Annotated in this window: 8 protein-coding genes and 1 pseudogene; 5 read left to right on the forward strand and 4 right to left on the reverse strand. The window is 50.9% G+C overall.

The genetic code is table 11. The annotated features are described in order from the left end of the window. Positions 1-50: 50 nt before the first annotated feature. Both metC and yghB read left to right on the forward strand, forming a co-directional pair. Entirely contained in the window at positions 51-1,238 is a 1,188-nt protein-coding gene (gene metC / locus ACMWLG_RS20985) for a cystathionine beta-lyase (RefSeq protein WP_045403978.1), read from the forward strand. A gap of 143 nt (positions 1,239-1,381) precedes the next feature. Continuing rightward, positions 1,382-2,041, forward strand: a complete 660-nt coding sequence (yghB, locus tag ACMWLG_RS20990; RefSeq protein ID WP_023309176.1) for a DedA family general envelope maintenance protein YghB — start codon at positions 1,382-1,384, stop codon at positions 2,039-2,041. Between the two features lie 43 nt (positions 2,042-2,084). On the opposite strand, the gene ACMWLG_RS20995 is transcribed toward yghB, so the two are convergent. Further along, on the reverse strand, positions 2,085-2,984 hold the full coding sequence (locus ACMWLG_RS20995) for an AraC family transcriptional regulator (RefSeq protein WP_045403980.1): 900 nt from the start codon (positions 2,982-2,984) through the stop codon (positions 2,085-2,087). A gap of 195 nt (positions 2,985-3,179) precedes the next feature. Between ACMWLG_RS20995 and yqhD the strand changes: the two genes are divergently transcribed. Next, the gene (gene yqhD, locus ACMWLG_RS21000) at positions 3,180-4,343 is read left to right on the forward strand and encodes an alcohol dehydrogenase (protein ID WP_045403982.1); all 1,164 of its coding nucleotides are present in this window, start codon (positions 3,180-3,182) and stop codon (positions 4,341-4,343) included. A gap of 105 nt (positions 4,344-4,448) precedes the next feature. Further along, complete coding sequence (gene dkgA, locus ACMWLG_RS21005; protein WP_045403984.1) at positions 4,449-5,276, forward strand: 2,5-didehydrogluconate reductase DkgA; 828 nt, start codon at positions 4,449-4,451, stop codon at positions 5,274-5,276. An 83-nt stretch (positions 5,277-5,359) separates the two neighbouring features. On the opposite strand, the pseudogene ACMWLG_RS21010 reads toward dkgA, so the two are convergent. From ACMWLG_RS21010 to ACMWLG_RS21020, 3 genes and pseudogenes are all read right to left on the reverse strand, one after another. Next, a pseudogene (locus ACMWLG_RS21010) lies at positions 5,360-6,367 on the reverse strand (radical SAM protein); the annotation flags it as partial. A 114-nt stretch (positions 6,368-6,481) separates the two neighbouring features. Further along, a complete protein-coding gene (locus ACMWLG_RS21015; protein WP_000140246.1) occupies positions 6,482-6,811 on the reverse strand; it encodes a hypothetical protein in 330 nt (109 codons plus the stop codon). Positions 6,812-7,015: 204 nt separating this feature from the next. After that, positions 7,016-10,291 carry a P-loop NTPase fold protein gene (locus ACMWLG_RS21020; protein ID WP_021242119.1) on the reverse strand — a complete coding sequence of 1,092 codons (3,276 nt, stop codon included), beginning with the start codon at positions 10,289-10,291 and terminating at the stop codon, positions 7,016-7,018. 858 nt (positions 10,292-11,149) lie between these two features. Between ACMWLG_RS21020 and ACMWLG_RS21025 the strand changes: the two genes are divergently transcribed. Then, positions 11,150-11,446: a helix-turn-helix transcriptional regulator gene (locus ACMWLG_RS21025; RefSeq protein ID WP_017384073.1), complete on the forward strand. Its 297-nt coding sequence runs from the start codon at positions 11,150-11,152 to the stop codon at positions 11,444-11,446. Positions 11,447-12,032: the final 586 nt, after the last annotated feature.

Raw genomic sequence — 12,032 nt, forward strand, 5'->3', positions numbered from 1 at the left:
CAATCGTGGTAGTCTGGACGTCCAGACGTATAAAAACAGGGTTAGCGAACATGACAAAGAAGCATCTTGATACCACGCTGGTACAGGCAGGACGCAGCAAAAAATATACGCAGGGATCGGTCAACAGCGTGATTCAACGAGCCTCCTCGCTGGTGTTTGATACCGTTGAGGAGAAAAAAATTGCCACGCGCAACCGCGCGAAAGGCGGGCTGTTTTATGGCCGTCGCGGCACGCTAACCCATTTTTCGCTGCAGGAGGCGATGTGCGAGCTGGAAGGCGGCGCGGGCTGCGCGCTGTTCCCGTGCGGGGCGGCGGCGGTCGCCAACACCATTCTGGCGTTTGTGGAACAGGGCGACCATATCCTGATGACCAACACCGCCTATGAACCCAGCCAGGACTTCTGTACCAAAATCCTCAGCAAGCTCGGCGTAACGACCGGCTGGTTCGACCCGCTGATTGGCGAAGGCATTGCCGAACTTATTCAGCCAAACACGCGCATTGTGTTTCTGGAATCTCCGGGATCGCTCACCATGGAAGTTCACGACGTGCCGGCTATCGTGAAGGCCGTGCGTAGCAAAGCCCCAGAGGCGATCGTGATGATCGACAACACCTGGGCGGCGGGCGTGCTGTTTAAAGCGCTGGAATTCGACATTGATATCTCGATTCAGGCGGCGACGAAATACCTGATAGGCCACTCTGACGGCATGATTGGCACCGCGGTTTCCAACGCGCGCTGCTGGGATCAGCTGCGTGAAAATGCCTACCTGATGGGCCAGATGGTGGATGCAGATACGGCCTACATGACCAGCCGCGGACTCCGCACGCTGGGCGTTCGCCTGCGTCAGCACCATGAAAGCAGCCTGAAGGTGGCCGAATGGCTGGCGCAGCATCCGCAGGTTGAGCGCGTGAATCATCCCGCGCTACCGGGCAGTAAAGGCCACGAATTTTGGCAGCGTGACTTTACGGGCAGCAGCGGTTTGTTCTCGTTCGTACTGAAAAAGCGGCTAAATAACGACGAGCTGGCGAGCTATCTGGATAATTTTACCCTCTTCAGCATGGCCTACTCCTGGGGCGGTTTTGAATCCCTGATCCTGCCTAATCAGCCGGAACAGGTTGCGGCTCTGCGTCCCGGCGGTGAAGTGGACTTCAGCGGTACCCTGATTCGACTGCATATCGGTTTAGAAAACGTTGACGATCTGATTGCCGATTTAGCAGCAGGGTTCGAGCGTATCGTGTAGAGTGCTGGCTGAAAATGTACTCTCTGGACGCTTTTGTGGACACGGCAATGAGAAAAGTCTGCATGAGTTGCGCCCGGGATCAAACCCGACGGGCGAATAAGGGAGTACAATAGTGCTATATCTGCTGTTCCACAGGAAAGTCCATGGCTGTTATTCAAGATATTATCGCGGCGCTCTGGCAACACGACTTTGCCGCGCTGGCGGATCCTCACGTCGTCGGTATCGTTTACCTCGTGATGTTCGCAACACTGTTTCTGGAAAATGGATTACTGCCAGCCTCGTTTTTACCCGGTGACAGCCTGCTTTTACTTGCCGGGGCATTAATCGGGAAAGGCGTCATGGACTTCACGCCAACGATGGTTATTCTCACCTCTGCAGCCAGCCTGGGCTGCTGGCTGAGCTATCTGCAGGGCCGCTGGCTTGGGAATACCCGCGTCGTAAAAGGCTGGCTGGCGCAGTTACCGCATAAATATCATCAGCGTGCAACCTGCATGTTCGACAGGCATGGCCTGCTGGCCCTGCTGGCGGGGCGGTTCCTCGCGTTTGTTCGCACGCTTCTGCCTACGATGGCGGGCATTTCCGGTCTGTCAAACCGCCGATTCCAGTTCTTCAACTGGCTGAGCGCTCTGCTGTGGGTGGGTGTAGTCACCACGCTCGGCTATGCGCTGAATATGATCCCCTTTGTGAAACACCATGAAGATCAGGTGATGACCTTCCTGATGGTACTGCCGATGTTCCTGCTGGTGGCAGGACTGGTGGGAACCATCGCGGTGGTGATTAAGAAGAAGTACTGCAGCGCGTGATCCCCTCACCCTGACCCTCTCCCCATAGGGGAGAGGAAAAAGCTTAAGCTCCCTGCATGGTTCGGATGCGTGATGCATCTTCTCCCGGCGTGACGCCGAAATAGCGCTTAAACTCCCGACTGAACTGCGACGCGCTTTCGTAACCCACCCGCATTGCCGCCGCGCTGGCCTTCATGCCGTCGTGGATCATCAGCATCCGCGCCTTATGCAGCCGGTAGGTTTTAAGGTACTGCAGCGGCGAGGTGCTGGTCACCGACTTGAAGTTATGATGAAACGCCGAGACGCTCATGTTCGCTTCCGCCGCCAGCTGGTCGACGCTGAGGTTCTCCGTGTACTGGCTTTCAATGCGCTTGAGCACGCGGCTTATCAGGCTGAAGTGGGTCTGTCGGCTCACCAGAGCCAGTAATGCCCCGCCGCCCGGGCCCAGCAGCACATGGTAGAGAATTTCGCGGACGATCTGCTTGCCCAGAATACGTGCGTCCAGCGGCCTTTCCATCACGTCCAGCAGACGTTCAATGGCGCAGAGGATCTCTTCCGACAGCGTCGCCGAGTTAATCCCGCTCGACGCCATAGACGGCTGGAAGAACTCATCTTCGCCAATCTCCATCAGCAGCTCCTGCAGCTGAAGAATATCGACGTTGACGCGAATACCGGCCAGCGGAACGGCCTCTGTCGCGAAGGTTTCACATTCGAAGGGTAAAGGTACCGTCAGGAGAAGATATTCATTGGTGTCGTAGCGGAACACGCGCTCGTTGATATAGCCAATTTTATGGCCTGAAAAGAGAAAAACGATGCCCGGCTGGTACATGACCGGCGTGCGCGTCCCCGGCTGCGTGCCATAGAGCAGGCGAATATCCGGCAGCAGATCGCTGGCACGATTCTCATTATCTATCAATCTCTTAATCTTCACAGTGAGCTGCTGGCAGATAGCCTCACGGTTCATCTTGCGTTACTCCGGGTACGGTTTTCGACGCTAACAGTGTGCGTCGTTTTCCGCGCTTTCTCCAGCGCTCTGTAGAAATGGGCAAGACATCGGCAGGAATGTGCATTGAGAGGATAGCCCCGGACAGACACAATGTGCAGCATCAGGTCGCCCTCTGCGCCACCACGGTTTTTCACCCACTAAAGGGAACGAGCAATGAACAACTTTAATCTTCACACCCCAACCCGCATTCTGTTTGGTAAAGACGCTATCGCCGATCTGCGCGCCCAGATCCCCGCTGACGCCCGCGTACTGATCACCTACGGTGGCGGCAGCGTGAAAAAAACCGGCGTGCTGGATCAGGTTTACAGCGCCCTGAACGGTCTGGACGTGCGAGAGTTCGGCGGCATCGAGCCAAATCCGTCTTACGAAACGCTGATGAACGCGGTGAAAATCGCCCGCGAAGAGAAGATCACCTTCCTGCTGGCCGTCGGCGGCGGCTCCGTGCTGGACGGCACCAAATTCATCGCGGCGGCAGCGCACTACGCTGACGGCATCGATCCGTGGCACATTCTGGAAACTCGCGGCAGCGACATTAAAAGCGCCATCCCGATGGGCTCCGTGCTGACCCTGCCGGCCACCGGCTCTGAATCCAACAAGGGCGCGGTGATCTCCCGCAAAACCACCGGCGACAAACAGGCCTTCATGAACGAACACGTTCAACCTGTGTTCGCGATCCTGGATCCGGTTTACACCTACACACTGCCTGCGCGTCAGGTGGCGAACGGCGTGGTCGATGCCTTTGTTCACACCGTTGAGCAGTACGTCACGTATCCGGTAGATGCCAAAATTCAGGATCGCTTCGCGGAAGGCATTCTTCTGACGCTCGTCGAAGAAGGTCCGAAAGCGCTGAAAGAGCCGGAAAACTATGACGTGCGTGCCAACGTCATGTGGGCGGCAACGCAGGCGCTGAACGGCCTGATCGGTGCTGGCGTACCGCAGGACTGGGCAACCCACATGCTGGGCCACGAGCTGACGGCGATGCACGGTCTGGACCACGCGCAAACGCTGGCCGTTGTGCTGCCTGCGCTGTGGAACGAAAAGCGGGACACCAAGCGTGCCAAACTGCTGCAGTACGCAGAACGCGTGTGGAACATCACCGAGGGTTCTGACGATGCGCGTATTGATGCCGCCATCGAAGCGACCCGCAGCTTCTTTGAAGGTCTGGGCGTGCCAACGCGTCTCTCTGGCTACGGTCTGGACGGCAGCTCCATCCCTGCCCTGCTGGCGAAACTCGAAGAACACGGCATGACCCACCTGGGCGAGCACGGCGACATTACGCTGGACGTCAGCCGTCGCATCTACGAAGCGGCACGCTAAGCGTTTTTGCCCTCCCGACTTTCGTTTTTTGACATTTCGTCCAGACTTAATGCACAACCCATCGCCGGAGGAACCCTCCGGCGATGCGCACCTGAAGGAGGAAAAATGGCAAACCAAACCGTAATCAAGCTGCAGGACGGCAACGTGATGCCCCAGCTGGGGCTAGGTGTATGGAAAGCCGGTAACGACGAGGTCGTCTCCGCCATTCATAAAGCCCTGGAAGTCGGCTATCGGTCCATTGATACCGCCGCCGCATATAAAAACGAGGACGGCGTGGGTAAGGCACTGGCCAGCGCCGGTGTCCCCCGCGATGAGTTATTCATCACCACGAAACTGTGGAATGACGATCAAAAGCGTCCCCGCGAGGCCCTGCAGGAGAGCCTGGAGAAGCTCCAGCTCGACTTCGTCGATCTTTATCTGATGCACTGGCCGGTCCCGGCTATCGACCATTACGTTGATGCCTGGAAAGGAATGATTGAACTGCAGAAAGAGGGGCTGGTGAAAAGTATCGGCGTCTGCAACTTCCAGGTTCATCACCTGCAGCGGCTGATTGACGAGACGGGCGTCGCGCCTGTCATTAACCAGATCGAACTGCACCCGCTGCTGCAGCAGCGTCAGCTTCACGCCTGGAACGCCACGCATAAAATCCAGACCGAGTCCTGGAGCCCGCTGGCACAGGGTGGCGAAGGCGTGTTCGATCAGAAAATTATTCGCGACCTGGCGGATAAATACGGCAAAACCCCGGCGCAGATCGTCATTCGCTGGCATCTGGACAACGGCCTGGTGGTGATCCCGAAATCGGTCACGCCATCGCGCATCGCCGAGAACTTCGACGTCTGGGATTTCCGTCTGGACAAAGATGAGCTGGGGGAAATTGCGAAGCTGGATAAGGGCAAGCGGCTTGGGCCGGACCCGGATCAGTTTGGCGGGTAATTGCGTAAAAAAGCCGGGTGGCGGCTTCGCCTTACCCGGCCTACGTGTCGACATAAAAACCCCGGCTTGCCGGGGTTTTTTATTTACGCTTTGCGCTTCACGGGCTTCTTCACACTCGAATTACCATTCGAACGCTGATGCACGATTGGCGTATGCTTGGTCAGCGCCGGGCGCGTATTGCGGTTCTGGCGACGCGCTTCGCGCATCTCCTCCAGCGTCGGGGCCGGTACCAGACAGTCGCGGCGCGAGCCGATCAGGTGTTTTTTACCCATCTCTTCCAGCGCCTGACGGATCAGCGGCCAGTTTTTCGGATCGTGGTAACGCAGCAGCGCTTTATGCAGACGACGCTGTTTATCCCCTTTCGGCACCACCACCTCTTCACTCTTGTAGCCAATCTTACTCAGCGGGTTCTTGCCGGTGTAATACATGGTCGTCGAGTTGGCGAGCGGTGACGGATAGAAGTTCTGCACCTGATCCAGACGGAAGCGACGCTGCTTCAGCCACAGCGCCAGGTTCACCATGTCTTCATCGCGCGTGCCCGGGTGGGCGGAGATGAAGTATGGGATCAAATACTGCTCTTTACCCGCCTGCTTTGAATAGGTATCGAACAGCTCTTTAAAGCGATCGTAGCTGCCCATGCCCGGCTTCATCATTTTCGACAGCGGGCCTTCCTCGGTGTGCTCCGGCGCAATCTTCAGATAGCCGCCGACGTGGTGCGTCGCCAGCTCTTTGATGTAGCGCGGATCTTCCACGGCGATGTCGTAACGTACCCCGGACGCGATCAGGATCTTCTTGATGCCCTTCAGGTCGCGCGCGCGGCGGTAGAGGTTGATCGTCGGCTCGTGGTTGGTGTCCATATGCTCGCAAATGCTCGGATAGACGCAGGAGAGGCGACGGCAGGTTTGCTCCGCGCGCGGCGACTTGCAGCGCAGCATGTACATGTTCGCGGTTGGGCCGCCAAGGTCGGAAATCACGCCGGTAAAGCCCGGCACCGAGTCGCGAATAGCTTCGATCTCATTGATGATCGAATCTTCAGAGCGGCTCTGGATAATACGGCCTTCGTGCTCGGTAATGGAGCAGAGCGAGCACCCTATAATTCTGATCATTTAGAAATTTTTTTGCGTTTAAAATCAATGAATTGAAAGATTTCATTTTTCTAAGTCTGATAAAACAGATGAAAACCCAACTGACTATACTCATAAAACTCAATCTTTGCGCTGCTGTACGATACCAGTAATTACAGGTGCCGAGTTTAACATCATGAAAAGTAGCCCAATAATGAATGACGCAACGCCAGCTGCGGTGCCTAACTTCTGACTGAACACCATTGAAACAAAGTACATATTTGGGATAAAAACGGACATAGCAATCACGAAAAGTAACTTATTCAGATAATTATTTATTCGGGTCTTAACCTCAACTCTATCATAAAAAGCCATCGAAACGTAAGCAGTTATCAGTGAATAAAAAGACCATGTCATATAGTTAACCGATTCATTAAATGCCTCTCGCAAAAGCAAAGCACTTTCTGTCATTCCCTACCTCATTAAATCAATAGAAAATAAATCTGAATAATTTATTTTTAAAAGAAAAGAACACAACATAACTTCAGTAGTTATGATTAATCTCTGAATGATTATTTCTTAGCAAGATATAACATGCTTAATGTATATCAGGCAATAAAAAAACTCCCAAAGACCACCGCTGTGGTCTTCAGGTATAGGATTTAAAGAACGAACTCAGTCCGGAAACGTATCACTATCTTCTGTAACGTCCGCTTTCTCTGGTAACATTCTGTTTTTAATATACTGTGAATTCCTGCAGATGAGAGGAAAAATCTCCGAGTTATTCATTATACAACTCGTTGCCGTACGGGCGTCCTCCGGAGACCATGATGAAAATGAAAACGTCTGACGGTCAAGCCATTGAGACAATAATACATTATCAACAGAAGCGCTAAACAGCGCCGCAATAGCCCTGCGTTCAACGGCCTTCTCAGGTTCAATAAACGACAACTCATTATGAAAACGGGTAATAATCGCAATACGGCTGTCAATACGAATATGTCTTTCAAGTAAGACATCGTGCAACTCATCAAGTACAGTCTCTCTCTGGGTATCGTCGAGGCAAGACCACAGAAAATGAATGTTCTCGGCATTTGTGACAACGTCTGGCTCTGCATCACGGAACCATGATGCAAAGATACCCACACTACCTTCCATCCGGATATGCTGCCCCTGAAGTTGCATTTGTTCAAGGATAAAGCGCATGTTCACAGGAAGAACCGTAAAACACTCAATAAGCCTTTCAGAAGAACTAAATACTCCACATGCCAGGGCGTTCAGCTTTTTCTTCAAAATATCAAACTGCTCACCTGACTGATATACGTCATGGAGAAATACTGGACCCATAGCATTCACATCAGACTCAATTATTTTCTCTGACAGTGCTTTTTGACGCTCTCGCACAAATATTAAAAGAGAGGTTGCATTTGTAGCTTCTTTGATGACGTCATACTGACCTTTAACAAAGCTCAGGACAGGTATATTCACCAGAAGACCTAAATCAACAATCCTGCCAACAGCATTTTTGATGTACGGCAGAACATTTTTATCCTTAAGTGCTATAAAGATACTCTCGGCAGTACGTAGATAACGAAGATATGCAGCCAAAGCCAGGTCAAACCGTTCCTCACCAATATGTTCACTGTACGACTCGATACCGGCATAGTTACCATGGAGCACCATGTGAGCAACAGCCTGTGCAGCAAATTCCGCAGGGAAGAGATTCCTCGTCGCCGTATTATTAAGATAATATTGATTTAAAACATTATTATTCCAGTCCGGGCTCAGAACAATTTTTCTGAAATGGATAACGTCCTCAACAACCTGACGATTTTTAAGCGTCATTATTGCAGAGCTAACCTGAGCCCCACCTGTACCATCATTCTTTCCAATTACGTTCTGTACCGCCTTCGATGCAATATTGATATGCCGGATAATTCCCGGATTAAAAAGGTCTATCTGAGGTTGCTCAGCTCCATAGCGTAACATCTCCTCCCGACCGTGATTTCCGATATCTAGTGTGCCAATTTTCAGGTTTGACAAGGTCTCTTCATTATTGACAAGGTATTCCACATAAAATACGCCATCTACAAAATTCTCCATTTTATTCAGTAGTGATTCACCGGCCAGAACAGAGTATGAATCAGCTTCCTGCAGCAACGTCTTCGTGGATTCAGCCTCCAATTTTTCTGAATCCTGAATTTCATCAAGTTTACTCACAATAAACGATATTTGCCTTTCGACGAAAGGCTCTAGGCTTATCCGCCCGTCAGCCATCAGTTTCTGCAGACTTAATACGAAACCTTCATCATTCTTTTCTCTGAGTGAAACAGCATAACTCTGATTCAGCATTTGCACTGCGACTTTGAGTTGCGGTTCGGCGAGAGCCTGACACTTCTCATCCATCCGGCTATAAGAAACCAGCCAGTCTCGCATCTGAATATGTGGTGCCACTCGCTGCCATGCTTCAGCGAAACCCCACAAGGCCGTCAGTTCTTCAAGCCGTGGGATATTTATAGCACCAATCGCGTCTTTAAGAGGCGTATCAAGCAACTCGCTCCTGGCAAGCTCCACCGTGGACTGATAGTGGATGCTCATCAGAAATTCGCTCCATCTTTCTGTATCGTTATTAAAAATTCGGGATATTTGTTGATAAGTTAGCGAGAGCATCTCGTCAAAATCATCCGGAGCAATACCGGGTTCGGTCTGACTAGCTTTGGGATCGCGAAGTAATACTTTAATATCTCGCTCCCCGTATCTGACCACCAGTAAGTAGAGAGCAATAAGAATATGGCGATGATCTTCTGTTGCAGGAACGGTAAGGTTCAGAATATGAATATCATTAACAAACTTCTTCATTAATCGCGGTGTGATACGAGGATACTCAGAGGGTTTCCAGCGCTCAAGCAACACCGTTGCTTCCCGGCACGCTATCCCTGCATCCTCATTTACTGTTTCTTTCCAGTACTGCCTTAACGCTTCCTGCCATCCTGCCGAAATAAGAGGAGGAACCTGAAAACTTACAGGAATCCGCTTTGCAATAAACTCACGCCCGCTGAAACCCGCCACAGAAAGTGAGGCTGAAACCTGTCTTGCCGAATAGGGCACCACTATCCTGAAGTGTTCATGAGTGGCTCCGGCAATAAGCTCCATATCACTCCAGAGCTCTTTCACTTTGTCTGCACTGATTCGGTCCAGATTATCAATGATAAGGATGAAGCGATCTCCATGGGAAATGACCTCTTTGGAGGTAAATCCCTGCAGAGCTTCAGCCAGCTCAATAGCTCCGACCTCCTTATTAACTAGCCAAGTCTCTTCAATCCTGTCAGTACTGTTGCGTTTGAACAAATCACCAATACTCGAATACCCTTTCTTTCTGTACCATTCCATGTTCTGCAGGCATGCCAGTCCTGCGACCATAATGGCAGGAGAAAGAAACGCGGCCACCTCAACATAAAAAAGCCACCCTAATAATGACTCCTTGTTAGTAAAATATTGATTAAGGTCTGTTAGCACATAACGAAGCATCTGCACGGAAAGCAATGACAGTAAAATAAAAACGACGGTCAACCAGCTTAGCCTGCTGCTGACCCTCTTGTCGTATTCAACGATGTTACCCAGAGCCAGATTTTTATACTTATCCAACACATCCCGGGAGCCCGGACATTGTAGGCTGACCCCGTGGTGGATGACATCGATAAGCGCTTTTTTAGTTGAGCCATGATGGTAACGTTCTGCATCAAAGTTAATGAACGTAAAATCATCTTTAAGCTTTTTCTGCAGGAACTTCAATATTGTTGACTTACCTGAACCCAGCTCACCTTCCAGACCAATAATATTGACATCAGGTGTCCTGATGATCTGAGCCACATTCTCTGCAACTTTTTCATGACTGCTGCCTCTAAACATATCCTGGTCAGCGGGTGATTCCGTCTGCAATCGTAGAGTCATTCAGCAATTTCCTTCGTTATAACGTAAGATTCTTTCACTATTAGACACAGTACAGAGCCCACAGCAACCAAATGACTGCAGCCGGGGCAGTTTAGTTTTAAGCATGCATAAGCCGATTTCGATGGAATCCCTTTCACACAATAATATTGAATTGAAGCAATGAAAACATTAATGTGTTTGTTGTGACTAGCTGCAGGGGCCTGGAAGAAATTCCAAAGCCTGACAAACCGGAACAGGGCTTGCTCTGCTCCGGTTTTATCCAGTTCATCTTGAAGCCCTTGTTTTTGTTACATATCCCTGCTCACTCTTTCAGCCATTGTTAAGCTTCTTGTGTGTAATCTGCGAATAATACGGATGCAAAATTGATGCAATGGATTATACATACCTACAGCGCACGTTACGCTGAGCTGAATCGAATTTCAGAGAACGTTCTTCGCTATTACCCTGCCCAGCCAGTTGAACACATTTTATCATCCGGCCCCGAGAGTGACATGTTCTCTGCCTGGTACAGCCTTCATCAGAGTCAAACTAGACGTTATTTACAGGCAAAAGAAGACAGCTACAGAGCTTAAGTCTGACATTATTCGTGGCTGTGTCTGCCTTCGGAGTTTTCAGCTTATCCCGATAACAGCGGTTTTGAAAAATTGACGTTTTTTACACCGGTACATTGCCCGAACGCAATCTCCCCCGTAGCGAAATACCGCCCCGCAGAAAATCGTCCATGCTCGGCATGCCCCTGGAACATCAGCATCTTTTCAATAAAGGTTTTACAGCCTATAGTCTGTATAACACAAAATACACCTTACCTGCTGTATTACAGGGCGGTACTCCCTACTCAGTCTGCGAGGCAGGTCACTTATGAATAATCAGTTCCCGATAAAAACGCTGAACCAGCTCAGACCTGTGCTAATCGGGTTTCGCAAAATCAAGGGCTTCACGCAAAAAGATGTGTCTGAGAGGCTTGGCGTAACGCAGCAAACCTATGCCCGCCTGGAAGCAAACCCTGCTAGCGCCAGTATTGATCGTCTGTACAAGGTATTCAGTATTCTGGGCGTAGAAATAACGCTGTCATCTATTTCCCCTTCACCCTTCATTTCCCACACAGAGATGAGGGGGGCATTTGACAGCACTCCCGCCAGACGGGAGAAATGGTGACTATTAGAAGTTTGCTAGTTTTGTCGAATGACGCCAACTACATGTCCGCATCCATCGAGTAGTGGCTTCAAGCCACGATTGTCACTGCCTCCGCTGCCTTTTTCCAGTAACTCTCTCCTTTTAATTCTAATATTTAGGGGTGTCAACGCAAAGCAGAAACGGCACCTTCTTTGCGAGACAGAAATGACCTGTGATTGCCTGGCCGATTTATGGCAGCTAAGTGCGAGAAGCGGATATAGCGAATTCGCCATTGTACGGGATTAGCAGGTTTACTGAAGCAACCTGCGATGGCGTTATGGCAATAGTCAGTCCCCTGTCCAGTCGGCATAGGTGGCCACCTCGTCACCGCCGGGGATAAACTGATTGAAGCCTCCGCGCAAAATCACTTATTCTTTTCCGTTAATAAAATGCAGGAGCAAAGTCATGACTGGCGAAATTCGTGGGCGAGGCAGGCCACGAAAAACAGAGAGTACCTATACAGGGTAAGGGTGCCAACTTACTGATTTAGTGTATGATGGTGTTTTTGAGGTGCTCCAGTGGCTTCTGTTTCTATCAGCTGTCCCTCCTGTTCAGCTACTGAAGGCGT

The sequence above is a fragment of the Enterobacter sp. 01-M-02-SI-ECC genome (genome assembly GCF_047530595.1).
GTDB classification, from domain to species: domain Bacteria; phylum Pseudomonadota; class Gammaproteobacteria; order Enterobacterales; family Enterobacteriaceae; genus Enterobacter; species Enterobacter cloacae_M.

Bases quoted from the DNA above. Each gene is read 5' to 3' on its own strand.
- metC (WP_045403978.1), top strand. From the start codon at position 51: ATGACAAAGAAGCATCTTGATACCACGCTGGTACAGGCAGGACGCAGC.
- yghB (WP_023309176.1), top strand. From the start codon at position 1,382: ATGGCTGTTATTCAAGATATTATCGCGGCGCTCTGGCAACACGACTTT.
- ACMWLG_RS20995 (WP_045403980.1), bottom strand. From the start codon at position 2,984: ATGAACCGTGAGGCTATCTGCCAGCAGCTCACTGTGAAGATTAAGAGA.
- yqhD (WP_045403982.1), top strand. From the start codon at position 3,180: ATGAACAACTTTAATCTTCACACCCCAACCCGCATTCTGTTTGGTAAA.
- dkgA (WP_045403984.1), top strand. From the start codon at position 4,449: ATGGCAAACCAAACCGTAATCAAGCTGCAGGACGGCAACGTGATGCCC.
- ACMWLG_RS21015 (WP_000140246.1), bottom strand. From the start codon at position 6,811: ATGACAGAAAGTGCTTTGCTTTTGCGAGAGGCATTTAATGAATCGGTT.
- ACMWLG_RS21020 (WP_021242119.1), bottom strand. From the start codon at position 10,291: ATGACTCTACGATTGCAGACGGAATCACCCGCTGACCAGGATATGTTT.
- ACMWLG_RS21025 (WP_017384073.1), top strand. From the start codon at position 11,150: ATGAATAATCAGTTCCCGATAAAAACGCTGAACCAGCTCAGACCTGTG.